At 69.0% G+C, this 23,915-nt stretch carries 18 protein-coding genes and 1 pseudogene; 10 read left to right on the top strand and 9 right to left on the bottom strand.

Features of this window, described 5'->3' with window-relative positions:
* Positions 1–14 precede the first annotated feature (14 nt).
* Both G6N48_RS19295 and G6N48_RS19290 read left to right on the top strand, forming a co-directional pair.
* A complete protein-coding gene (locus G6N48_RS19295) occupies positions 15–995 on the top strand; it encodes a ParB/RepB/Spo0J family partition protein (RefSeq protein ID WP_085270393.1) in 981 nt (326 codons plus the stop codon).
* A gap of 242 nt (positions 996–1,237) precedes the next feature.
* Entirely contained in the window at positions 1,238–2,032 is a 795-nt protein-coding gene (locus tag G6N48_RS19290; RefSeq protein ID WP_085270392.1) for an acetyltransferase, read from the top strand.
* On the opposite strand, the gene G6N48_RS19285 is transcribed toward G6N48_RS19290, so the two are convergent.
* The 8 genes from G6N48_RS19285 to G6N48_RS19250 all read right to left on the bottom strand — a co-directional run bounded on the left by G6N48_RS19285 (position 1,987) and on the right by G6N48_RS19250 (position 12,966).
* The gene (locus G6N48_RS19285; RefSeq protein WP_085270391.1) at positions 1,987–3,207 is read right to left on the bottom strand and encodes an N-acetylmuramoyl-L-alanine amidase; all 1,221 of its coding nucleotides are present in this window, start codon (positions 3,205–3,207) and stop codon (positions 1,987–1,989) included. The two genes, G6N48_RS19290 and G6N48_RS19285, sit on opposite strands and share 46 nt — an antisense overlap.
* A 133-nt stretch (positions 3,208–3,340) precedes the next feature.
* Complete coding sequence (gene trxA, locus G6N48_RS19280) at positions 3,341–3,694, bottom strand: thioredoxin (protein ID WP_085270390.1); 354 nt, start codon at positions 3,692–3,694, stop codon at positions 3,341–3,343.
* On the bottom strand, positions 3,691–4,698 hold the full coding sequence (gene trxB / locus G6N48_RS19275; protein WP_163670879.1) for a thioredoxin-disulfide reductase: 1,008 nt from the start codon (positions 4,696–4,698) through the stop codon (positions 3,691–3,693). The genes trxA and trxB overlap by 4 nt, the downstream gene beginning before the upstream one ends.
* 92 nt (positions 4,699–4,790) lie before the next feature.
* Positions 4,791–5,564: a hypothetical protein gene (locus G6N48_RS19270; RefSeq protein WP_085268192.1), complete on the bottom strand. Its 774-nt coding sequence runs from the start codon at positions 5,562–5,564 to the stop codon at positions 4,791–4,793.
* Between the two features lie 45 nt (positions 5,565–5,609).
* A complete protein-coding gene (sigM, locus tag G6N48_RS19265; RefSeq protein ID WP_085268193.1) occupies positions 5,610–6,191 on the bottom strand; it encodes an RNA polymerase sigma factor SigM in 582 nt (193 codons plus the stop codon).
* Positions 6,192–6,257: 66 nt separating this feature from the next.
* Entirely contained in the window at positions 6,258–9,857 is a 3,600-nt protein-coding gene (locus tag G6N48_RS19260; RefSeq protein ID WP_085268194.1) for a murein biosynthesis integral membrane protein MurJ, read from the bottom strand.
* Entirely contained in the window at positions 9,854–12,247 is a 2,394-nt protein-coding gene (locus tag G6N48_RS19255; protein WP_085268195.1) for a hypothetical protein, read from the bottom strand. The genes G6N48_RS19260 and G6N48_RS19255 overlap by 4 nt, the downstream gene beginning before the upstream one ends.
* Positions 12,244–12,966 carry an NUDIX hydrolase gene (locus G6N48_RS19250; RefSeq protein WP_085268196.1) on the bottom strand — a complete coding sequence of 241 codons (723 nt, stop codon included), beginning with the start codon at positions 12,964–12,966 and terminating at the stop codon, positions 12,244–12,246. Before G6N48_RS19250 ends, G6N48_RS19255 begins: the two co-directional genes overlap by 4 nt.
* A 116-nt stretch (positions 12,967–13,082) precedes the next feature.
* Here G6N48_RS19250 and G6N48_RS19245 point away from each other — a divergent pair, with 116 nt between their 5' ends.
* From G6N48_RS19245 to G6N48_RS28815, 7 genes and pseudogenes are all read left to right on the top strand, one after another.
* Positions 13,083–14,531 (top strand): CCA tRNA nucleotidyltransferase, encoded by a 1,449-nt coding sequence (locus G6N48_RS19245; RefSeq protein WP_085268197.1) that lies wholly within the window; start codon positions 13,083–13,085, stop codon positions 14,529–14,531.
* 62 nt (positions 14,532–14,593) lie between these two features.
* Positions 14,594–15,100 (top strand): pullulanase, encoded by a 507-nt coding sequence (locus G6N48_RS19240; protein ID WP_085268198.1) that lies wholly within the window; start codon positions 14,594–14,596, stop codon positions 15,098–15,100.
* Positions 15,101–15,115: 15 nt separating this feature from the next.
* Positions 15,116–17,080, top strand: coding sequence for a putative alpha/beta hydrolase (locus G6N48_RS19235; protein WP_085268199.1), 1,965 nt, complete (start codon positions 15,116–15,118; stop codon positions 17,078–17,080).
* Positions 17,081–17,198: 118 nt separating this feature from the next.
* Entirely contained in the window at positions 17,199–17,528 is a 330-nt protein-coding gene (locus G6N48_RS19230; protein WP_085268202.1) for a DUF2563 family protein, read from the top strand.
* 292 nt (positions 17,529–17,820) lie between these two features.
* Positions 17,821–18,063, top strand: a pseudogene (locus G6N48_RS19225) (DUF2563 family protein); the annotation flags it as partial.
* Positions 18,064–18,665: 602 nt separating this feature from the next.
* Positions 18,666–18,860, top strand: coding sequence for a hypothetical protein (locus tag G6N48_RS28340; protein WP_232066662.1), 195 nt, complete (start codon positions 18,666–18,668; stop codon positions 18,858–18,860).
* Complete coding sequence (locus G6N48_RS28815) at positions 18,850–21,003, top strand: DUF5631 domain-containing protein (protein WP_139825677.1); 2,154 nt, start codon at positions 18,850–18,852, stop codon at positions 21,001–21,003. The genes G6N48_RS28340 and G6N48_RS28815 overlap by 11 nt, the downstream gene beginning before the upstream one ends.
* Before the next feature lie 131 nt (positions 21,004–21,134).
* On the opposite strand, the gene G6N48_RS19210 is transcribed toward G6N48_RS28815, so the two are convergent.
* Positions 21,135–22,382 (bottom strand): HNH endonuclease signature motif containing protein, encoded by a 1,248-nt coding sequence (locus tag G6N48_RS19210; RefSeq protein WP_163670877.1) that lies wholly within the window; start codon positions 22,380–22,382, stop codon positions 21,135–21,137.
* Between the two features lie 380 nt (positions 22,383–22,762).
* Here G6N48_RS19210 and G6N48_RS19205 point away from each other — a divergent pair, with 380 nt between their 5' ends.
* A complete protein-coding gene (locus tag G6N48_RS19205; RefSeq protein WP_372511207.1) occupies positions 22,763–23,743 on the top strand; it encodes a hypothetical protein in 981 nt (326 codons plus the stop codon).
* Positions 23,744–23,915: the final 172 nt, after the last annotated feature.

Raw genomic sequence — 23,915 nt, 5'->3', positions numbered from 1 at the left:
GCGAAGGGACGACCATGACGCAGCCGTTACGCAAGAAGGGCGGCCTCGGCCGGGGCCTGGCTTCACTGATCCCCACCGGCCCCGCCGAGGGGGATTCCCAGCCGGCGACCCTCGGCCCGCGGATGGGCAGCGCCGCCGCGGACGTTCTGATCGGCGGTCCCGCCGCGGACGTCGCCGCGGTGGGCGCGGTGTACCGCGAGATCGCGCCGGGTGATATCGAGGCCAACCCGCGCCAGCCGCGGCAGGTGTTCGACGAGGAAGCTCTGTCGGAGCTGGTGCACTCCATCCGCGAGTTCGGTCTGTTGCAGCCGATCGTGGTGCGGGCCGTGTCCGGATCGAGCGGAGCGCGTTATCAGATCGTGATGGGGGAGCGGCGCTGGCGGGCGGCCCAGGAGGCGGGCCTGGCCACCATCCCGGCCATCGTGCGCGAGACCGGCGACGACAATCTGCTGCGCGATGCCCTGCTGGAAAATATCCATCGGGTGCAGCTGAACCCGTTGGAAGAGGCGGCGGCCTACCAGCAGCTGCTCGATGAGTTCGGGGTCACCCACGACGAACTCGCCGCCCGCATCGGCCGGTCGCGCCCGTTGATCACCAACATGATCCGATTGCTCAAGCTGCCGATCGCCGTGCAGCGCCGGGTGGCGGCCGGCGTGCTCTCGGCGGGGCACGCCCGCGCGCTGCTGTCGCTGGAAGCCGGGCCCGAGGCGCAGGAGGAGCTGGCCGGCCGGATCGTGGCGGAGGGGTTGTCGGTGCGAGCCACCGAGGAGGCGGTCACTCTGGCCAACCGCGGCGGGCCGGGCACGCCCGCGTCGCCGCGCCGCAAGCCGATTCAGATGCCGGGCCTGCAAGACGTCGCCGAGCGCCTGTCGAACGCCTTCGACACCCGCGTGACGGTCAGCCTGGGCAGGCGCAAGGGGAAGATCGTCGTGGAGTTCGGGTCCGTCGACGACTTGCAGCGAATCATCGACATGATGTCGCCGCCGAAGGCGTGACCGGCCACACGCTGTAATTACGTCACTGTGACACTGACTCCGCGCCGCGACTGTCCGCGCGCAAAAGGCCAAGTGCATCAACACCTTTCGCCAATCGGTGCACTGTGGCCCCACGATCGCGCATTTCTTCGGCACGGCCGCAAGCCGGGCCGCGAAAGCTGGCCGCTCAACGACAAACTCTCCTATCCTGGAGGCGTTGCCGGTGCAGATGGCTGCAGTCCCGCACGGAGGCCAGGAGATTAGTGTCCGCTCGAATCACGCCGTTGCGGCTCGAGGCGTTCGAGCAGCTTCCCAAGCACGCTCGACGCTGCGTGTTCTGGGAGGTTGATCCGGCGACCCTGGGTCCTCAGGACCATCTGGCCGACCCGGAGTTCGAGAAAGAGGCGTGGCTGTCGATGGTCATGCTCGAGTGGGGCTCGTGCGGCCAGGTCGCGACGGTGGTGCCCGACGAGCGGAGCCCCGCCGAGCCGCCGTGCGTGGGGTACGTCCTCTACGCGCCGCCGCGGGCGGTGCCGCGCGCGCAGCGTTTTCCCACCGCACCGGTGTCGGCCGACGCCGTCCTGTTGACGTCGATGGGCATCGAGCCGGGGCAATTCGCCGACGACCTACCGCACGGGCTCATCGCCAGCGTGATCGACGAGCTGGTGCGCCGCGGGGTTCGCGCGCTCGAAGCCTTCGGCCGCACCCCGGCGGCCTCGGAGTTGCAGGATCCACGAGTGGTGACACCGGACCTGCGGCCGGTGCTCGAATCGCTCGGTGACTGTTCGGTCGAGCACTGCGTCATCGACGCGGAGTTCTTGAAGGACGCGGGATTCGTTGTCGTAGCGCCACATACGTATTTTCCGCGGCTGCGGCTCGAGCTCGACAAGGGCCTCGGGTGGAAGGCCGAAGTTGAGGCCGCGCTCGAACGCCTACTGGAGAACGCGCAATTGGAACTGCCCGTCGGCGCCGGACTGACCGCCGGCAACACGATGAAGAGCACCCAGACCGATCAGGTGCCGCCGAGCCGGCTCGCTCGTTCCACCGAGAGTTCGTGAGCCAGCAGCTCGGCGAAAGTGAATGTGCCGGTAGGCCGGTCGTTCTTGCCGAGCAGATACAGGCGCTTGACCGCCGCCAGGATGCCTTCGGCGATCGCGTCACGGGTCTGCGTCGACAGCAGCATCGAACGGTCACCGGGGCTGGTGATGTAGCCAACGTCCACCTGGACAGTCGGCATCCGGGTGAGGCGCAACAGGTCCCACGTGCGGCCATGCGTGCGGCAATCGCGTAAACCGGTGCGTGCCACAACTTCTCGCTGAATGAAGTCGGCAAGATTGCGGCCGATGGTGGACACCGAACCGTGCGCGTTGCCAAAGTGAAAGGAGGCCACGCCATTCGCCGCCGGGCTCGCCTGGTTTTCGCAGCGCAGGCTGATCATCAGGTCCGCGCCGACATTGTTGGCCGTCGCGGCGCGTTCGGCGTCCGACGGGCTGGCGGCGGCCGGGCGGGAGAGGAAGGTCTCCATGCCGATGGCGGTCATGCGGCCCTCGAGCCGGCTCGCCAGATCCCACAGGATGTCGGCCTCGCTGATGGGGCCTGCCGAGCCCTGCGCGATGAAGCCGTGGTCGGCGCCGCCGCGGCCCGGGTCGATGATGATCCGCTTGCCCGACAGCTTGGGTCCCGACCGGCGGACCAGCTCCTCCTCGCGGATCGCGTGCGGCGAACCGCCGGTGACTCGCGAACTCAGAAAATACAAGGACCGCAGCGTTTCCGGGCCGCAGATGCCGTCGGCCGCCATCCCGTACTCGCGCTGGTACGACATCAACGCGTTGTGGGTCTGCAGGCCGAAGTGACCGTCCACCAGGCCGGTGTAGAAACCCAGGTCCTGCAACCGCGCCTGCAGGGTGGCGACGTCGTCCCCGAAGAGGGGCGCACCGAACTGGTGGTACAGGGTGCGCGCACCGAGCCGGTACGACGCCTCCTTCAAGGCGCGGTAGGTGGCCTCGCCGACGATGCCGTCGACAAGAAGCCCGCGCTGCTGTTGAAATGCGCGGACCGCTTGGTCGAGTTCGGCGTCGAAGAGGTCGGGGGCCACCTGCCGGCCGGTGCTGAAATCGTCTTCCGGACTGTCCAGCAACCCCAAAGTGGCCAGGGTTCCCCGTATTTCGGTCACAGCTGCGCTGCGGTCACCGCAACGCAACGCGTCGCCGTCTTCACGGCGCGGACTCGACATACCAAGGGCCCTCCGGGACACAGACTGACGGACGCACTATGCGCGACAGCTAATCGCCATTGTCTCAGATCCTGCTCGGATTCCTGAAAACCCCAGGCTATTGCGCGGGGCGTGGTGCGGCGGCGCGGTTGACTCAGGTGAGGTTGGGGACCGCGTCGGACAGTTCCCGCAGCAGGGCCGCTTTGCCCTTGGCGCCGACGATTCGCTTGACCGGCTGGCCCTCCTTGAACAGGATCATCGTCGGGATCGACACCACCTGGAAGTCACGGGCCGTCTCCGGGTTGGCGTCGACGTCGAGCTTGGCGACGGTGAGCTGACCGGACCGTTCGCTCGCGATCTCCTCGAGAACCGGTGCGACCATCTTGCAGGGCCCGCACCACGTGGCCCAAAAGTCCACCAGCACAGGCGTATCGCTGGACAACACGTCAGACGAGAAGGACGCGTCGGTCACTTCAATTGTGCCACCGGATTTTTCGGCGTTGGTCATTGCGGCGCTCCTATCAATGTGTCGGTACTGCCAGGAAATTCAGTCGCTTTACTGTGTGCCGGTGTGCTGGATTCGGCGTGGTCGACGAGCCAGCGTTCTGCGTCGATGGCGGCGCTGCAGCCGCTGCCCGCGGCGGTGATGGCCTGGCGGTAGGTGTGGTCCACCAGATCCCCGGCGGCGAACACCCCCTCGACCGAGGTCGCGGTGGTGCGGCCCTGCACCAGCACATACCCCTCGGCGTCGGTGTCGACCACCCCGCGCACCAGCGCCGAGCGCGGCTCGTGCCCGATCGCCACGAACACCCCCGTCACCGCCAACACCGACTCGGCCCCGGTGAGGGTGTCGCGCACCCGCAAACCCGACACCGTCTCGCTACCCTCGACCGCCAGCACTTCCTTGTTGGTCAAGATCGTGATCTTGTCGTTGGCACGCGCCCGCTCCAGCATGATCCGCGACGCCCGAAACTCCGCACGCCGGTGCACCAACGTCACACTGCGGGCAAACCGGGTCAAAAACGTGGCCTCCTCCATCGCCGAATCCCCCCCACCGATCACCGCGATGTCGTGATCCCGGAAGAAAAACCCATCACAGGTCGCACACGACGACACCCCCCGGCCCAGCAACTCCTGCTCCCCGGGCACCCCCAGATACCGCGCCGCCGCGCCCATCGCCAAAATCACCGACCGCGCCCGATACGTGCGGCCCTCCGCCGTCACCGACTTCACCGGCCCCTGCAACGACACCGCCTCGACGTCTTCCATCCGCAAATCGGCACCAAACCGCAGCGCCTGCTCACGCATCTGATCCATCAACTCCGGACCGGTGATCCCGTCCCGAAAACCCGGATAATTCTCCACCTCAGTGGTCGTCATCAACGCCCCACCAAACGCGGTCCCCTCAAACACCACCGGCGCCAACTGCGCCCGCGCGGCATACAACGCCGCGGTATAGCCCGCAGGACCCGAACCAATAACAATCACATCGTGGACAGTGTCGGTGGTCATAGAAACCTTTCAAACAGTTGTCTCCGGATTCCTACAAACACCAGGGTAGGCGCGGGTGTTCCCGGGTGCGTCCCACAACACATGGCTCCACACTAGGGGCGGGGTATTCCCGTGCTGGCCAGCAGCCCGGTGTCGGCCGCGTTGCAGTTCAGCGACACCACGAACACCGCGAGATTCTGGGGCGTGTCGCCGGGCAGCACCAGCAGGACGCCGGGACGGGCGTTGACGGCCACCGGCCGTGCGCCCAGCACCTGGGCCGATGCGGGGTACCCGAGGCCGCTGAGGCACGAAGCGCGACGCGACGGGTCATGCAGGGGACCGTAGTCGGGGTCGTGGCGGGTCAGGGCGACGATCTCGGCCGGCGACAGCGGAACCGCCATGGGTGGGGTCGACACCGTGATGTGTTCGGCGGTGACCGGCGCGCTCGGCGCGGGTTGGGGGGCGCGCAGCAGGGCGGCCGTGCCGAACCCGATCGCGGCGAGCAGCGCGCAGGAACCCGTCACGGCCGCGACGAGCCGGACCGGCCGGACGTGCGGCCTGGCGGAGTGGACAGCGCCGCCACGCGGGCGCGCGCCGGCCGACCTCAGCGCCGCGGAGATCTCCTCGACGACCGGCGCTGGCGGCTCGGGCGCCGACGCCGCATCGACGCCGAGCGCGGCGACGTCACGGCGCACCTGGTTCAAGGCAGCCAGCACCCCTTGGGCGTGCGGGTCGTCGCGGACCCGTCTGCGCACGCGGGCGGCGGCGTCGTCGTCGAGCAGCCCGGCCTGCAGGTCGGCGAGCTGCTCAACCGTCAGTGCTGGGTCCGCTCCCGCCGCGCCCTGGTCGGGGTGATGCCCATCCGCGTCGTCGCCCACTGCATTCATCCGCCCCAGTCTCCGTCATAGGGCGGCCGAGGGCCACGACTCCCGTCAGTGCGGACCGGCCGCGCGGTCAGGAGCGGTGCGGACGTCGAGGTAGCCGAGCAGCTCGGCGAGGCGCGCGCGGGCCCGGGAGCAACGGCTCTTGACCGTGCCCTCGGGGACGCCCAGCAGCCGCGCGGTGTCGGCCACCGAATACCCCTGCATGTCGACCGCGACCACCGCGGCCCGCTGCTCCACCGGCAACCGCATCAGGGCGCGCTGCACCACGAGCGCGGTCTCGACCTGCGCCGTCCGGTCGGCGACGGGGTAAATGTCTTCCAGCGGCGCGGTCGGGTGCGATTTGGCGCGCCGCAGGCGGTCCAGGCAGGCGTTGACGACGATGCGGTGCAACCAACTCCCGACGGCCGCGTCATGGCGGAAGGACCCGGCGCCGCGGTGCGCCGACAGCATCGCCTCCTGCAGGGCGTCCTCCGCGTCCTCGGCGCTGCGGGTCGTCAGGCGTGCAAGCCGGTGCAGCTGGCGACGGTGGCGGTGAAACAACTCGCCGAAGGCGTGACGGTCCCCGGCGACATGGGCTGCCAGCAGCTCGGCGTCGCTGCGGTCGCGCTCGATGTTTCCCCGAAAGCCCACGGCCGGACAGTAATCGGTCGGGTATCGCGCGGCACTTCACCCGGACGAGGTGGTGTGAGTGAGCGATCAGGACGCGGCCTGGACCGTGATCTCCGAGATGGCCGCCTTGCTCTTGCCGTCGGTGCTGCCCAGCGTGGAGATCCAGACCAGCAGGTTCGAGGTCGGCGCGGCGCTCTTGACGGGGATGGTGTTGTGCCCCGGCTTGAGGGTGGCGGCCGGCGCCAACAGGGTGGTGTCGTCCAGCTTCGCCGGCGCGGGTGAGGACGACGCGCGCAGCTCCACCTTGGTTCCGGTGCTGGAGATGTCGATGGAGACCGCGCCGACCGTGGTGGGGCTGGGCAGTTGCAGCATCAGCCCCTCGCCGGCCTTGAAGCTGGGGAAGGGGACGGCGTCGGTGTAGGTGTCGGTCTCCCAAGAGGTGGCGGGGTCGCCGTCGATGGCCAGCCCGGCCTGCCCGGCGTTGTCGGGCTCGCCGTCGGGGGAGTAGACGCTGGCCTTCGTCGGCCTGACGATGCTGCCGGCGGGCGCCGACGCGGACGCCGACGAGGACGTCGACGACGACGGGCCGTTGAGTCCGAGCTGGTCTTTGTTCAGGCCGCCGACATTGCCGAAGATCTTGCTGACCACGGAGGCCAGCACCAGCAGGGCCGCGACGATCACCACGAAACCGGCGCCGACGCCGATCAGGACGTTGCGGCGCCGCCGCGCGAACACGTCGTGCTCGCCGCCGGCGGAAATCCGCGACGTCGGCGGCGACAGTGCGTCATCGACCGGCCCGAGGATCTCCGTGCGGTCGGCCACCGCCGTCGCCTGCTGAAGCAGGTTCAACAGCGTCGAGGCGCTGCGTATACCGCCGTCCTCCTGAACCGCGCGCACCGCGACCGCCGAGATCTGGAAGGGGATGTCGCGGTCGATCGCCATGGGCTCGACGGGGTTACCGCCGGCGTCCCGCTCGGCCGGCGCCAGGCCGCTGCGCACGCCGGACTCCGCGAGCGGCCAGCGATTGACGAGCAGCGCGTACAGCGCGGCGCCGATTCCCCGGATGTCGTCCTGCGGGTTAGCGTCGGGCATGGTGGCCGGGTAGGCCAGCACCACATCGCCGTCGATGCTGACCCGCACCCGGTTGGGGTGGTCGACAGAGAGGGCGACGCCGGCCCGGTGCGCCGCGTCGGCCGCCGCGGCCAGCGACTGCATGGCCCGGACCGCGCCGACCGGCGACGGCGAGGTGTCGGCGACTTCCTGCAGTGAGCCGCCGCGGACCCACTCCGACACCACCAGACCGCCCGACCCGGTGTGGACCACATCGAGAACCCGGGCGACGCCGGGTTTGTCGATCCGGCTCAGCCGCAGGGTGCGGGAAAGGATCTCCTGCAGCACGTCGTCGGGCAGCGCGCCGTCCGGGTCCACGAACGTCAGCGCCACCTGCCGGTCGAGCGCGGTATCCAGCGCCTGCCAGAACTGCAACGGCGGCGCGCCGCCGTGGAAGACCAGCAGCCGATACCTGCCGCCGGCGATCCGGGCGCCGGGCACCAGATGGACGTCCTCGGCGGCGTCTCCGTTCAGCGAGTCGGACGCGCGGGACACCGACGGTTGCGGCGCCCGTTCGGCCGGGATGTCGGGCTGGAAGTCATCGGCGAGCGGCCGCGACAGGTCGGAGCCTGCCCCCGAGGCAAATCCGGCGCCGGACGCGGCGCCATCCACTGGGCGGTCGGTCACCTCCGGTCCTTTCGCTGTCCGGGCCGGGGCCGGCCGCTCCGGAGGCCTTTCCAGGGATCGATGCCGGGCGGGCTCCTGGACCGCTTTTGCCCCAGGCGGGTAAGAATTCCTCTGCTCAGGGTACGTGACGGGGCGCCGGTGCGACGATCCCTTCCGTGCGGGGGGTTTGCTCCGTCGTGGCGAAGTCGCGACGCGCCCACCGACTCGGCGCCGGACCATGTCCAGCGCCGCGCGCGCCTCGGGGACCTGCGCGCGCAGCATGACCGCGGCCGTGATCGGCAGCATGATGGCCCCCAGCACCGCCAGCCGCAGCAAAGAGCCGCCCGCGCCCCAGTGCGCGGTCAGCTCGGACATGCCCAGCAGCCGGTCGGCGACGTGCGCCACGAGCGCGGCCAGCAGCGACGCGGTGGTCGTGACCAGGATGGTCCGCACTTCGCCGACCCCGACCAGGTGGCCGCCGGTGGGGAGCAGGGTGCGCCGTAGCAGCTGGTAGCCGATGACCGCGCCGGCCAGAAACCCGAGCCCGTTGGCCAAGCCCAGGTAGGCGGCCACCAGCTTCGGATCCCCGGTGACGTGCGGCGCCAGCACCGAACAGACGATCTTGACGGCGGTTATGACGAGGATGATGACGATCGGCGTCCAGGGCTGCTCGCGCGCGTAGAACACGCGCAGCTGCAACAGGACCAGGCCGTAGGGGATCAGCGTGAAGGCCGACAGCGCGATCGCCGCGCCCAGATAACCGGCGTCGACGCCGCCGAAGTGACCGTAGGCGAACAGCGCGCTGCCGATCGCCGGCCCGGCGACCGTCATGAACGCCACGATCGGGATCAGCGTGATCAGGGTCAGCCGGGTGGCCAGCGAAAGGTCCGCCAGGACGGCCCTGGTGTCGGCGACCGCGGCGTTGCGGCTCAGCCGCGGCATCACCACGGTCAGCACCGTGACCCCGATCATGCCGTACGGCAGCATCAGGACCAGCCAGGTGTAGGCGTAGATCGCGGGGCCCGAAGCCGCTGCGGTACTGGCGATCTGGTTGCCCACCACGAGGCCGAGCTGACTGATCAGCACGTAGAGCAGCATCGCGCCGGCCATCGTGCCGAATCGCTTGACGCGCTGGTCGATCCCCCACAGCGGACGCAGATCGACGCGCCGGCGCCGCAGCGCCACCAGCAGCACCGCCGTCTGGGCGAACACGCCGGCGGTGGTGCCGATGCCCAGCACCAGGAGCTTCGCGTTGCCCATCCGGACGGGATCGACCGAGAGCTGACCGGGCACGACCAGGTACACCACCAGCGTCGCCAGGGCGACGACATTGTTGACGACCGGCGCCCACGCCGTCGGGCCGAAGACGTTGCGGGTGTTCAGGATCGCCATGAACACCGACGTCAGGCCGTACGCCAGCACCTGGGGGAGCAGCAGGTAGGCGAACGCGGTGGTCAGGGGCTCGTTGACCTGGGGGACACGTCCCAGCATGAGCCGCACCAGAAGCGGCGCGGCCAGCACCGACAGCGCGGTGGCCACCAGCAGCACCGCCGTGGTGAGCGTGACCAACCGCCGTACGAACGCGGCGCCGCCGTCGGGGTCGCTCTGTTCGGCGCGGGCCAGCACCGGCACGAATATCGCCGTGAAGGTCGCCTCCAGCACCAGCGCCGCGACCAGGTTCGGCAGCTGGTTGGCCACCGAGAACGCGCTGGACAGCGCGGCGCCCAGGATGGCGGCCAGCAGGACGATCCGGGCGAAGCCGGTGATGCGGCTGACCAGCGTCGCGAAGGCCATCGCCCAGGACCGCGAGACCAGCGCGGCGTCGGACAGCTCGGGCCGACGGCGGTCCAGCCCGGAAGGGACGGGGGGCAGCGGCCCGGTCGGCGGCGATTGCGGATCGCGTGGGCGCGGCGGTGTCCTGTGCGGCAGACGCGTCCGTTGCGGGGGAGCCTGCCGGTACGCGGGATTCATACCCGGTGCTCGTGTTCGACCTGGCGGTCGACGTCGCCGTGCACGTCGACGGATCTGGGGTGCGGCGGATCGGGGCGGTCCAGGTCGGCGGGGTCGGGTTGGCCGCGGAACCGGTGCCACAGCCGCCGGCCGGCCAGCGCCACCAACACGGCGGCGGCGGTCAGCGTGATGGCGAAGAGCACCTTGCCGTAGGCGTTGCAGTGGACCGACAACCGCACCGGCTCGCCGAGCCGCATCCCGTCCGGCGTCCGCAGCGTCACGTCGATGGCGACCCGCTGGGTGAAGGTCACCTCGATCGGCACCCGCAACGGCAGGTAGCCGGGCGGCAACTCGATCTGGCCCAGGTCGGTGACGGTCATCCCGGGCGGGGCGTCGACCTGCAACCGCACCCGGATGGGCACCGCGAGGGCGTTGTGCAGCGCCAGCGGCAGCGGGCTGTGCTCGGTGGCCAAGGTGTAGGAGCCGCCGGGGTTGACGATGGTGACCGCGCCGAACAGGTCGTTGACCGTGTTGCCGACGACCGCCAGGCGTTGCTGGGCCATCCCGTTGCGGCTGTCGGGCGGCTCGGACTGACTGAGCGCGCGCAGCATGTCCTCGCGCAGCGGAGCGGTGTACTGGACGCCGGTCAGGCCGGTGCGCTCGTCGGTGCTCAGGGCGGCCGTCAGAGCCCACAGGCGGCCGACGTCGCCGGCGATGTCGGCGGTGACCTCGTCTTTGAACCGGCCGCGCGCGGCCGGGTAGGCGCCGGGAGGGTCGGGCGGTTGGGTGCTCGCCGCGGCGTCGGCGATGACGGCCGGCAGGGGCCGCGGCACCGCGAGGCCCGACCGGATGGCGGTGCTCAGGGCCGTCAGGATGACGTGCGCGTCGTCGGCCTGCAGGTTCCAGGTGGCCGGCGGAACCAGGACCTGGGTGCGCGGCGCGTCGTCGCGCTGCAGGGCCTGCCAGAGGATCGAGCCCAGCGCGTCCTGGCGCCGCGCGGTCACCGAGTCGTGAGCGAGCCGGATGGTCAGCTTCGGGTCCAGATAGCTCGGCATGGCCGGGCTGGCGCCCGCGGCGGCCAGTCCGGCACCGACGGCCGGGTCGAATGGCGCGACCACCACCTGCGGCGACAACCGCCGGGGTGCGGTGTCGACGGTTGTGGACTCGGACCCGGCGGACTCGCCCGCTTCGTCGGACAAGTCGGCCGCCGCGACGGCCACGGTGGTTCCGGTGCTGTCGAGCAGGGTGACGGCACGGCCCGTCAGCGGGCCGTCGGGCAGCAGGGTGGCGCCGCGGACCGACGGCACGTCCAGGATCCGGTCGACGATGCTGCCGGCACCGGTGGTGGCGGTGGTGGTGAGGCCGGGATCGTTGACGCGTTGCAACGCGTCCAGATCGGCCTGGGCGTAGGGCAGCGGCGCCACGCAGGTCCGGTGGGCCAGCGTCCGCAGCCGGTTCAGCCAATCCAACGCGGCGGTTTGACCCGTCCCGGGGTGCGTGGGGGTCCCCGGCTGCTGGGCGGGTCCGTCGGGGGAGTTGGACACCACGTAGCCGGCGGTCATCGCGTTGACCGTGACCAGCAGGTCGGGGTCGACGGCCAGACAGAGCGCGCGGTTGACCGCGCCGTCGGGGTCGACGTCGCGGCTGGTGGCGAATTCGGCCGCGGACAGCAGGATGTCGAGTCGACCGCCGGGGGCCAGCGAGGTGGCGAGATCGTCGTCGACGAGCCGTACCGGGATCGTGCCGCCCGGCACCCCGGGTGACAGCCGGGGCCGGTCGGCCAGCGGCCACAGCATGGTGATGGACACGGGTTTGGAGGTATCGGGTGCGACGGCGGCGTCCTGGTCGTCGGCGTCGTCGGGAGGCACCCCCACCACCGGCAGCAGGAACCGGGCGTTGTCGAGGCGGGCGGGGGCGCCGTAGTCGGGGGTTCCGTTGACGTTGACCAGCAGGGGGTAGATCCCGGGCTTCTCGATGCCCAGCGACGGCTTGCCCGACGAGCGCAGCGGGGCCGACAAGGTGAAGCCGGCCTCCTGCCCGCGCTGCAACTCGGGTGCCACCGTCAGGAAGTCCGCGGCGGCCTGGTACTGGTCGGTGTCGCCGTCCAGCGAGGTCCGCAGGCCCGCCGAGGCGGTGACCGCCGCGGCGTGCTCGAGCCGGACCATGACGTCGCGGACCGGTCGGTCGCCGATGTTGGTCACCGTGCCGGTGACACTGAGCGTGGGTTGACTGGTGGTGGTGACCATGTCCGGGGTGACCTGATCGATGCGGACCCGGACGAACGGAGTCACCCCGGGCTCGCCCGCGGCGGCGCGCGGGGCCGGCCAGTAAAGGACAGCGATACCGGCCACCATGCCGACCACGGCGGCAAGGCGCAGCAAGCCGCTCCGGCGGACAGGCGGCGCCGTCACGGGCCCGGCCCGCGGCCGTTCTTCTGGCCGGCCGCCGGCTTCTCGGAATGCCGGGTGCGCGAGTGAGTTTGTGGGCGGCGGCGCGGCGAGGTGGGCGGCAGCGGCGGCAGGGCGGCCGGTCCGTCACTTTGGAGCTTGTCGATCAGCTCGTCGGCCACCTGGGCCAGTCGGCGCTCGTCGGCGTAGGCGAGCCGCGCCGGCAGGTCCCGCATCGGCACCCACGCCACCTCGGCGACCTCGAGATCCTCGTCGGACAGCTCGCCACCGGAGAAGCGCATCAAATAGTGGTGCACCGTCTTGTGCACGCGACGGCCGTCGGTGACGAACCAGTAGTCGATCCGCCCCAGGGCGGCCAGCACGCTGCCGCGAATTCCGGTCTCCTCGGCGACCTCTCGGATGGCCGTCTGCTCGGCGGTCTCACCGAGTTCGATGTGGCCCTTGGGCAGTGACCACAGCATCCGCCCGCGCCGGTCGACACGTCCGATCAATGCCGCCACCTGCGACTCGCGCGGACCGTCGAGCCCGTCGATCACCAATCCTCCGGCGGAGGTCTCGTGCACGGTGCGTAGCCGTTCCGCGCCGCGGCGCGCGGTCCGGGATCGGCGTGGTGCGGTCGCCGTCGGGTCGCCGGCGGCCTGCTCCTCGGAGGAAGCCGCGGCACCACGACCACGGCGCCGTCCCCGGCGCCGACGTGGTTTAGCTTGTTCGCCCTCCGACACCCAAGCGATAGTAGCTGGCACGGCCCGCTCTCCTGGACATACTCGCCGCTATCGACGCGCGTGAAGGCCGGGCACGATCCCAGCCGGACGCCGCCGTCCGACTAGGCTGATCGAACGTGCCTGACGCCGATGCCGACCTGCTGACCGCCGCCGCGGTCGCCCTGAACAGGCGCGCCCCCCTGCTGAGCGAGCTGGGCTCGGCGTTCGACGCTGCGGGACATCAGTTGTACCTGGTCGGCGGTTCGGTGCGCGATGCCCTGCTGGGCAGGCTGAGCGCCGATCTGGACTTCACCACCGACGCCCGGCCCGAGCAGGTCCAGACCATCCTGCGGCGGTGGGCTGACGCGTTGTGGGACACCGGTATCGAGTTCGGCACCGTCGGGGTCGGCAAGGACGGGCACCGCCTGGAGATCACCACGTTCCGCGCGGACACCTACGACCAGGTGTCGCGCAACCCCGAGGTGCGGTTCGGCGACCGCCTCGAGGACGACCTGGTGCGCCGAGACTTCACGGTCAACGCGATGGCCGTGCGGATCACGCCCGAGGGCCCGGGGGAGTTTCTGGATCCGTTGGGCGGCCTGGCGGCGCTGGGCGGCCGCCTTCTCGACACACCGGCGGCGCCGTCGGTGTCCTTCGGCGACGACCCGCTGCGGATGCTGCGCGCGGCGCGGTTCGTCTCGCAGCTCGGTTTCACCGTCGCGCCGCGGGTGCGGGCGGCGATCGAGGAGATGGCGCCGCAGCTGGCCCGGATCAGCGCCGAACGGGTGGCCGCCGAGCTGGACAAGATGCTGCTGAGCCAGGATCCGGTGGCCGGCATCGACCTGCTGGTGCAGTCGGGGATGGGCGAGGTGGTGTTGCCCGAGGTCGGCGGCATGCAGATGGCCATTGACGAACACCATCAACACAAAGATGTCTACCAACACTCGCTGACGGTGCTGCGGCAGGCGATCGCCCTGGAGGACCCCCCTCCCGCGGGTGGTCCCGACCTGGTGTTGCGCTGGGCGGCCCTGCTGCACGACATCGGCAAGCCGGCCACCCGGCGGCTCGAGCCCGACGGCGGCGTGAGCTTTCACCACCACGAGGTGGTCGGCGCGAAGATGGCGCGAAAGCGGCTGCGTGCGCTGAAGCATTCCAAGCAGCTGGTCGAGGACGTGTCGCAACTGGTGTACCTGCACCTGCGATTCCACGGTTACGGCAACGGCAAGTGGACCGATTCGGCGGTGCGCCGCTACGTCACCGACGCCGGGCCGTTGCTGCCCCGGCTGCACAAGCTGGTGCGCGCCGACTGCACGACCCGCAACAAGCGTCGTGCCGCGCGGCTGCAGGCCAGCTACGACCGGCTCGAGGAACGTATCGCCGAGCTGGCCGCGCAGGAGGACCTGGCGCGGGTGCGTCCGGACTTGGACGGCAACCAGATCATGCAGCTGCTGGACATCCCGGCGGGCCCCCAGGTCGGTGAGGCGTGGCGCTTCTTGAAGGAGCTGCGGCTGGAGCGCGGGCCGCTGAGCAACGAGGACGCGACGGCCGAGTTGCTGGCGTGGTGGCGATCGCGCGGGAACCCGTAATGGTCGCGGGAACCCGTAATGGTCGCGGGAACCCGTAATGGTGTTGTGCCGTCCGACTATCCATGGACTACTGCCTTGCCGGCGACGACGGCGCGGCTCTCTCGCACGCCCAACCCGACCTCGACCTCGACGGCGATGGGCGTCTGGACGCGGTCGGGCTGGACCTCGACGGTGACGGCCTGCGTGACGACGCCCTCGTCGATTTGGACGGCGACGGCGTCGCCGATCACGCCGTGCTCGATGTGGACAACGACGGCACCCCGGAGGCGTACTTCACCGACGACGGATCGGGGACCTGGGGGGTGGCGGTCGACCGGGGTGGGCAACTGCGGTGGTTCGGGCTTGACGGTGTCGAGCACACCGGCGGTCCGCTGGTCGATTTCGATGGTCCCGGCCGCGCCGACGACCGGCTGATCGACACCGACGGCGATGGCCTGGCCGACCGGGTGCTGCGCCGCGACGAGACCGGCGTGACCGGGTACGTCGACACCGACGGGGACGGGAAGTGGAACGTCAGGCTGACCGACACCGACGGCGACGGCCTGGCCGATGGTGCCAGCGCCCTATAACGATCCGCGCGCCCGATGCAGCTGCGGTACCTGAGCGTCGCCATGCTGGTCGTCGAGGCCGGCGGCGACCCGTGGCAGCTCAACGAGGGTCTGCAAACCGGCCGTCCCGCGCTTATCGATCACCTGGCGCGGGCGTTTCGGGACGCGGGGCAATCCACGGCCGCATCCGAGGCCGCGTTCGACGAGGCGCGCCGGCGCTTCGAGGCGTCGTGGAATCGGGACCGCGGCGCGAACCCGGTCAACGACTCGGCCGAAGTCCGGCGCGTAACTGTGTCGCTGGGGCTGCAGGCTGCCCAATTGAGTTGCGTTTCAGTCGATTTAGAGCGCATCGCCGCCATGCTCGCCGAATCGCAGCGCCAGGCGGCGTGGTATGTCACGGCGCTCGAGCATGACCTGACCGACATCGACGCAGAGATCGGGACGGGCTGCGGCGACGTCGACGACCTGTGTGACGATGCCGTCGCGGAAACCAGGGCCGTCCTGCTCTGCGTGCGGCAAATCCGCGCCGACTATTCGACGGCGCTGCACGACGCGCTGTCGCGGCTGCGGGACGACGGGGTGCCCCCGGCGGACGTCGAGGTTGCGGATACGTTGCTGGTCCCGTCCGCGGACACGTCTGCGCAGCAGGTCAAGGACTGGTGGGACGCCCTGAGCGACGGGCAGAAGCGCCTGCTGGTCGACCAGCACCCGACCGAGTTGGGCAACCTCGACGGAATTCCGGCCGAGGTGCGGGGACAAGTCAACGCGTCGGTGCTCAACGACGACTTGAACCGGGTCGAGGACGCGGCCCGAGGGCGCGGTCTGCGGCCGGAAGTGTTGCGAGACAACGCCTCCAACGACATCGGCAACGACGTGTTCGCCAATCCGCAGCGGTACGGCCTTACGGGCGACGACGTCACGAGGTATCGGAATGCGGTGAAGACCAACGACGGCCTCCGACACGACGAGGGGATCGGCGCGGTTCCACCGCGGCCTGTGATGCTGTGGGCATACGACCCGCTGGCTTTCAAAGGCAAGGGCAGGGCGGCGATCTCGATCGGCGATCCGGACAAGGCGCGCAACACCACGGTGATCGTGCCGGGCACCAACGGCGGCGTGAAGTGGGGTTGGCTGGCCGACGAACAGAACGACGCGGTCAACCTCTACGACCAGTCGTCGAAGGCGGACCCCGTTCGCCCTGCGGCGGTGCTGGCGTGGATCGGTTACGACGCTCCCGAGTTCGACGGCCGGCGTTGGGAATTGGCTATAGCCGATCCCGCCAGGCTCCAGCAGGTCGGCACTCCCTGGATCGCCCGCGAAGGGGCCGCGCTGCTCGCCGGTGATGTCAACGGCCTTACGGTCACCCACGATGCCGCCGTTGCTTCGCACACCGCAGTCGTGGGCTACTCCTACGGAGCCACGACCGTGGCGGATGCATTCGCCGGTGGTCGGATGCGTGCTGACGATGCGGTTTTAATCGGTTGTCCGGGAACGGATTTGGCAAGCGGTGCCTCCGACTTCCATCTTGGTGGCGGGAAGCTGTATGTGGGTGCGGCCTCCACCGATGCGATCAGCTGGATCGGTGAAACCGGCAGCGGTGCGCCGAATGCGGTCAACGACCTTCTCGGGCGCCCGCTGGGTCCGCGGGTCGGGCTGGGACCTGACCCCGCACACGAGGGGTTCGGGGCGGTTCGTTTCCGCGCAGAGGTCGCCGGTTCGCGCAACGTGGTGCCCTGGTTCGATGACCACCTGAACTACTTCGACGTCGGTAGTGAGGCGCTGCACAACATGACCGAGATCGCCGTGGGGCATGGCGACGATCTGGCCCGCGAGGGCATGACGGCGCCCTACCGAGGCGACGCGCGCGTGACCACCCCAGGCCAGGTGCACACGCCGTTCGGGACGCTTCCGCTGCCGCACCTGGAGATTCGAGCACCCATCACCGTCGACCCGGAATGGGACAGGCCGGCGGGTTCGGTGACCAATCGGCACGGCTTCTAGCCGCACGCGGCGCGCGGCGTGGACCGCGACGCCGGTGGGGTGAATTGACCGCCCGCGGGTCTGTGCTTAGCCTGGCCGGCAGCGCTGAATGTCGCGTCGGAGCCGGGGAGGGGTGGCGGTGTTCGTTGATCCGGACATGCTGCACTCGGGGGCCGACGACTCTCGCCGGGCCGGCGGGCATGCCGAAGAGGGGGCCGGTCATCTTTCCCGAGGACCGTTGGCATCGGGCATGTTCGGTGAGTTCGCCGCCGCCGAGGAGTTCCACGATGCGCTCAGCTCCGCGCATGCCCAGCATGTGAAGAACCTGCAGGCCCACCGGGAGGCGCTGACGTCGGTCAGCAAGAAGGCGCACTACGCCGCCACGACCTTTACCACTATGGATCAGCGGAATGCGGCCGAATTGCGTTCCGTGCGAGGCGAGTCGGGTAATTCCACGCCGCGCAGTTGACCGACATGCACTGGTTTGCCGTTGCGGCGAGCCAGAATTCCCTTCGAGGTATCGACACAAGTCGATCGCAACGCCTGCTTCGACCAGATCGCCGAGACGAAGGTTTCCAACGGCTGATCAGTGGGCGCGACCGCCGGTGCCTGCTCCAAACGGTGATTCATCCGCCGTTTTTCGCATCGAAGTCGGGGAGGGGCGCCATGTTCGTTGATCCGGACATGCTGCGCTCGGGGGCCAACGACTCTCGCCGGGCTGGCTAGCACGCGAAACTCGGGCTGGTCACCGATCTCGGGGCAGCTGGTCGGGCATGTTCGGTGAGTTCGTCGCCGCGGAGGGCTTCCAAGAGGTCCTTAGCTCCGCGCATGCCCAGCATGTGAAGAACCTGCAGGCGTACGAGGAAGGCTCCGACGTCGGTCAGCAAGAAGGCGACCACGCCGCCAAGACGTTTACCACCTTGGATCAGCGGATTGCGACTGAATCGACCGCTGTGCGGGGCGGTTTAGGTCGATCAACTACTCATACAGACACGAAGTTGTGAGGCACGCTATGCCGCGCAGTATCGGGTGTGGTGGCAGATACCCAAAGAGTTGAGCTATGGAGCCAATAGCAGCCGCCGCGTTGATGGCAGCCTCCGATGATGAAATGATTTGCCGCCATCCCCCTGTGTGTTCCACCATGAGTTGAGAAGGTATTGCTTCCATGGTTGACGATGTGCCAAGGACTGGGCCCAATCGGTGCATGTTTCGAAAGGGTTCCAGCGAAGCAAGGGGAGGAACGATGCCGGGGCACCAGCCTTCGAAGAGTGGGGAAGGGTCGAGTGTTCGGCTCCCGCGCGTGCAGAGGTTGAAGGCTCATCCCGCGACTCACGAACGCACATCCCGCGCTATCGCATTGCTCGCTTTAACAGTCGCGGCGGGCGCCGCCGTGGTGGCCGTTTTGTCGCTGATTCTGACCTTGGATCACCCCACGCGGGCGCCAGCTACACCTACAACTCCGACGACCACCTATACCGTTGCCGAGAGCTCAGCTGCGCAGCAACAGCTGTGTAATACGTACAGGTTGGCAGCACGAGCGGTACAGACGGACACGAACGGCACCGACGTGGGTTTAGGCCGTGTTGCGCTTACGAACGCTGCGGCCATGCTCGATAGCGCGGCCGCCGATCCAGCCCTCGACCCCGCCCACCGCGACGCTGCACATGCGCTGGCGACGGCATACCGCACCGCCACAGCGATGGGCAGCAAAAGCGTGGCTACCGATGCTGAATTTCATGCCGCACTGGACGACATAAATGTGAAGGACGCCGTACTGAAGAACATGTGCAATGGGAGCTGATATCCCAGCCGGGCTGTATTCAGTCCCGCTCGTGGGACCGTGGTGGCCGGAACCGTCGGCGGATCTCCGCAACTGCGCCGCGCACTGGAATCATGCATGCACCGAGCAGCAAGAATACGCGCAAAACCTCCAGAAGCAGTGGACCGCATATACGGACGGCAATAAGGGACGCACAGCGGATGACCTCGTGTCTCGATACCAGCAGGGACAAAAGCATCATCTCGATTTGGCCGAAAAGTACCAAGCAAAAGCGAGAGCCCTCGATTCCTGCGCCGACGCGATCGACTTTCTGAGAAGCCGGCTGACAGACATAGCAGACCGAGGCAACGAGGAGATAAACCAAATACTTCGTTCGAATAAGCCGTCGCCCCAGCAATTAGCAGAAATCCAAGCTGTTCAATTGCGTTGCAATGCAGACGCTGCCAACGCGAGCCGCACGACGGTCGACAAGATAATAATTGGCATACAGAAAATCCTTGACGGCGAACAATCGGGAAGTGACGCACGCACGTGGGCTCGAGATCACGGCTTTGATGTCGGCGATGCTTCGGCGCCTGCTGTGATGAGCGACGACGATTTGAGCGCGCCGCAAGCGGCCGGGCACGGCCAGGGGATCCGTGTTGATGGTCGCGGCGGCCTGCCCTATGGGTCACCGCAAGCAGCATCTGGCGGTAGTGGCGTGCGTAGCGATGCGGGTGTGCCGCCGCCAGGTGGGGCGTCTCCGGGGTCGTGGGCCTTACCAGCCACAGGCAACAGCGGAGTGCGCGGCCTCCCGTCGGCTGGCAGTAATTCACCCTTGTCTGGCGCGCCGATCGCCACTGCTGCCCCGAGCATGCCAGGAGCGCCAACTGGTGCCATGTCCCCAGCAGCACTTGGCCAAGGCCTGTCACCTGGCCCCCTTGGGCAGACGTTCGCCACAGGAATGATGAACGGGCAGCCGGCGGGTGCGGGTGCCCAAGCATTGTCCGGGGGAGCGATGAATGCGGTGGGGCAAGGGGCCGCTCCTCCACCGCAAGTGGCCGCCCCGATGGCAGCCGCGCCCGTCATTTCGGCACCAATGTCCGGGGGTGCGGAGGCCGCGGCGACGGGTTCTGAGATCGGTCCGGCTACTCCAAGCAACCCCGTCGTTTCGACCCCCACAGGGGGCGTGGCGGCGGTGGCGCCTGCGGTAATGACTGGCGGCTCTTGGTCGGCGCCCTCGGCGCCGGTGGTGAGCGGCGCGAGCGTGCCTACCGGACCGCTGCCCGCTTACGGGTCCGACCTACGCCCACCCATTGTGGCGGCCCCGGCAACGCCGTCTATCCCGACGGCGCCGGTCTCTGGGTCGCCTGTCGCGCCCTCCCCCGGATCATCCCCGTCGGCTGGCGGTCCGGTGGTCTCCCCGGTGGAGCGGGCAACTCCCGGAGCGGGCCCGGGGCAGGCGGGCGCCGGTTCTGCGACAACGGCCGGCGCGTCGGCTCTGTCCGCGACCGCTGGCGCCACAGCAGGCGCAGCGTCTGCCAGGTCGGCCGAGCAGCAGCGATTACAGCGGCTGGTAAACGCGGTAGCACGTCAGGAACCCCGGCTCTCCTGGGCGGCTGGGCTGCGTGACGACGGCACTACCACTCTGGTGGTTACTGATCTTGCCTGCGGGTGGATCCCGCCCCATGTCCGCCTTCCCGCCCACGTGACGCTGCTGGAACCAACGCTGCGCCGACGCAATGCGACTGCGGTCGACCTATTGGGCGCCGTCGTCATCGCGGCTGCCCACCAAAGCAACTCCCGTGTCGCCGAAGCCGCCCCGGACGAGCCTTCGATGACCGGCGACCGGCCGGCTCGCTCCGCCGTACCACAAGTCGATGAACTCGGACCAGCACTCGTGCATGCGGTGCGCCGCCGCGACGGTCTCCCACGGATAGCACAAGCTCTCGCAGCGCCGGCAGTGCGAAAAACGGGTGTTCTCGATAACGAAGCAGAAGTGTTGCGCGGCCGGATCCTCGATACGCAAAACGCCGTTCTGAATGCGTACCCCGACCACGATTTGGCCGCTGTAGGCGACTGGATGCTTTTGGCCGCGATCGAGGCTTTGATTGATGATCACGAATATCTGGCGAATTACCACCTAGCGTGGTTCGCTGCGATCAGCCGCCTCGGTGCTGTCTAAGCGGGCGTGCTCCGCTATAGATACCGCGGCGGCAGCTATGACCCGACTTGGCCGGGTGGGCCGCTTGGCGGGGCCTGGTAGCCGGCCCTGACTTCAAAATCCGATCGCGCGGTGATACCAGACGGAATCCATTAATTGTTTGTTGGCGGTGGTTGTGGTTCAAACGGTTGGTACCACCACCATTGGGCGCGTTCGCCGGTGGGCCCGGGGTATGGGGGGACGGCGGGTGGTGGTGTCGTGGGTGGGCGTGCCAGTGGTCCGGGCTGCAGGGGTCGGCCGGTGTTGTCGGTGACGAGCAGTTGGTGGGCGGGTCCGGTGAGGGTGATGTCGCCGCGGTGGTGGGCGCGGTGGTGGTGGGGGCAGATCAGGACCAGGTTGGTCAGCTCGGTGGGGCCGCCGTTTTCCCAGTGTTGGAGGTGGTGGGCGTGTAGGCCGCGGGTGGCGCCACAGCCGGGGACTGCGCAGTGGGGGTGGCGGTGTTGCAGGGCGCGGCGCAGTCGCCGGTTGATGGTGCGGGTGCTGCGTGCGGCGCCCAGGGGCTGGCCGTCGCGGTGAAACCAGACCTCGTAGGTGGCATCGCAGGTCAGGTACTGGCGTTCGGCGTCGGTGAGTGCCGGCCCCAGGTGCAGGGCGGCGGCGGGCTGCTCGACGTCGAGGTGCACCACCACGGTGGTGTGCTGGCTGTGCGGGCGGCGGGTGGCCTCGGCATCCCAGCCGGTCTCGATCAGGCGCATCAACGCCTCGACGTTGCCCGGGAACGGCGGCGCGCTCTCCGAAACACGGGTGGCGTCGCCGCGGTCGTGTTTCCACTCGGCGATCAGCGCCTCGCGATGCGCGCCCAGCGCCGCGTCGAGTTTCGCGGAGTCGGGGTGCGCGAGCCTGATCCGCCAGCAGGTGAACTCCTGGTTCGAGGTCGTGGTGATCGAGGGGCCGGGTTCGGGCCGCGCCGGGGGGTCGGGGCGTGGTTCGAGGTTGACCGCGGTGCGCAGCTGGGTGACCGTGGCCACCGACGCCAGCTGGGCGTAGTGCTCATCAGAGCCGTGGGCGGCGCGCGCGGCGATCACCCCGACCTGATCCAGTGACAGCCGGCCCTCCCGCAGGCCCTGGGCGCAGCGCGGGAACTGCTCGAGCCGGCGCGCGACGGTGGTGATCGTGTGGGCATGGGCCGAGGACGCGCCCAGCTTCCAGGCCACCAACGCCGCGATCGAGCGCGCGCCGGTGGCCCCGCACAGCTCGTCGCGATCCAACTCGGCCACAATTTCCACGATGCGCCCATCGATGGCATTGCGCTGACCGGCCAACTCCGCCAACTCCGCAAACAACCCATCAACCCGCTCAACAGGACTCGGCGCCACAGCAGACGAAGTGGTCAACGACATAACCCCATCATCGCAACCAGGTCCGACAACTTTCGGCGACTACCGCGAACCTCGAAACCCGTGCCGTCGGGACAACGAAGTAGACATTTGCGGCGACGCATCGTCGATACGTAAAGACGGTGTGCTGAATGCCTGCCCGACTACGATTCGGCCGCTGTTCGCGATTTGTGCCGGCCGCGTTCGGGGCTGAAGAGGTCGGGATCCAACATGAATACCGCGCGATGACAGCTGTGACAAAATGACGGTGCAGCACGCAATGGCGCTCCGGGCCGGCAAGCGAGCACAGCGGGGGATGAGGTGAACTTATGAGCGGAGATGGTCCGACACCGTCCGGACCTCTAGTGCCTAACCCGATCCCGTCGCTTCTGCCGGCAACGCCGATTCCGCCCGGGCTCGCGAACCTTCCACCCGGCACAACGGTCAAAGTAACGCCGGACACCTTGCCGATTCTGATAGGCGCCACGCCACCACCGCCGATTACGCCGACGCCGCCGCCTCCCCCTTCTCAGGCACCGGCGGGTATTGCTGCGGGCGCGGCTGTTCTTGCAAGCAATTCTGGCGTGCCGGGAGATGTGGCATCCAGCACCCAGGGGGATCTGGACCGCAAGGCGCACGCGGCGGACGCACTGGCCAAGTTCACTTCCAATGAAGCCGACTCGGCGCAGCAGATGCAAGGCGTGGGCGCGCAAGCCGGCGCCCAGCAATCCGCCCAGACGATGCAGCAGATGATCTCGACCATCACCGGCGCGCTCGGCGGCGCCGTCGGCGGCATCATGGGGCCGCTGACGCAGCTGCCGCAACAGGCCATGCAGGCCGGTCAGAGCGCTATTCAGCCGCTGATGAGCGCGGTCCAGGGGGCGTCTCACGGGGCGGGCGCCCTCGAAGCGGGTAGCCCGGCGCTGGTCGACGGCTTCGGCCCTGACCCTGAGGCCGGCGGCGGGGGCGCCGGTGGTCTCGGCGGCGGCGGGTTGGGTGGCACGACACCGGCCAGCTCGCTCGGTCCGCCGCCCGTGCCGTCCTCGTCGCCACCGACCACTCCGTCGGGAGCGCCGACGAAGGGGCTGCTTGGGGCGCCGACTGGTGGCACGCCGACAATGTCGGGACCCACGGGAATGACCGGCATGCCGATGATGCCCCCGGGCGCGATGGGCGCCGGCGCTGACGGCGGCGCCAAGGACAAGCCGGGGGAGAAGCGCGTGACCGCACCGGGCGTGCCCAACGGCCAGCCGGTGAAAGGCAGGTTGACGGTCCCGCCGAGCGCTCCCGTCACCAAGCCCGGTGAAGGCAAGCCGACCGTCGTCACCAACAGGCCGAATCGGCGGATCGTCATCATGCCGAGCGAGGACGAAGCCAAAGAGTAGCCGGAGTTCGCGTACGGCGTGGAATTGCATCTCGGGCACCCAAGGTGAGTAGTCGGGCAGTTCAGCGAGCGATACCCTCAGTGCTCGAAAGCGGCCGTCTGCCGAATTGCTTTCGGGCATGCTATTGATGCGGCCGAGGCAGAGACCGGAGGGTGTGGGAGTAACTCGAGTG

Origin of the sequence: Mycobacterium parmense (assembly GCF_010730575.1) — a bacterium.
Lineage (GTDB): Bacteria > Actinomycetota > Actinomycetes > Mycobacteriales > Mycobacteriaceae > Mycobacterium > Mycobacterium parmense.
The sequence above is the reverse complement of the archived record's forward strand: the minus strand, read 5'-3'. Positions and strand labels throughout refer to the sequence as shown.

Coding starts and splice junctions, on each gene's coding strand:
- G6N48_RS19295 (WP_085270393.1), top strand. CDS start 15: ATGACGCAGCCGTTACGCAAGAAGGGCGGCCTCGGCCGGGGCCTGGCT.
- G6N48_RS19285 (WP_085270391.1), bottom strand. CDS start 3,207: ATGTCGAGTCCGCGCCGTGAAGACGGCGACGCGTTGCGTTGCGGTGAC.
- trxA (WP_085270390.1), bottom strand. CDS start 3,694: ATGACCAACGCCGAAAAATCCGGTGGCACAATTGAAGTGACCGACGCG.
- trxB (WP_163670879.1), bottom strand. CDS start 4,698: ATGACCACCGACACTGTCCACGATGTGATTGTTATTGGTTCGGGTCCT.
- G6N48_RS19270 (WP_085268192.1), bottom strand. CDS start 5,564: ATGAATGCAGTGGGCGACGACGCGGATGGGCATCACCCCGACCAGGGC.
- G6N48_RS19260 (WP_085268194.1), bottom strand. CDS start 9,857: ATGAATCCCGCGTACCGGCAGGCTCCCCCGCAACGGACGCGTCTGCCG.
- G6N48_RS19240 (WP_085268198.1), top strand. CDS start 14,594: ATGGACTACTGCCTTGCCGGCGACGACGGCGCGGCTCTCTCGCACGCC.
- G6N48_RS19235 (WP_085268199.1), top strand. CDS start 15,116: ATGCAGCTGCGGTACCTGAGCGTCGCCATGCTGGTCGTCGAGGCCGGC.
- G6N48_RS28340 (WP_232066662.1), top strand. CDS start 18,666: ATGCTCGATAGCGCGGCCGCCGATCCAGCCCTCGACCCCGCCCACCGC.
- G6N48_RS28815 (WP_139825677.1), top strand. CDS start 18,850: ATGGGAGCTGATATCCCAGCCGGGCTGTATTCAGTCCCGCTCGTGGGA.
- G6N48_RS19210 (WP_163670877.1), bottom strand. CDS start 22,382: ATGTCGTTGACCACTTCGTCTGCTGTGGCGCCGAGTCCTGTTGAGCGG.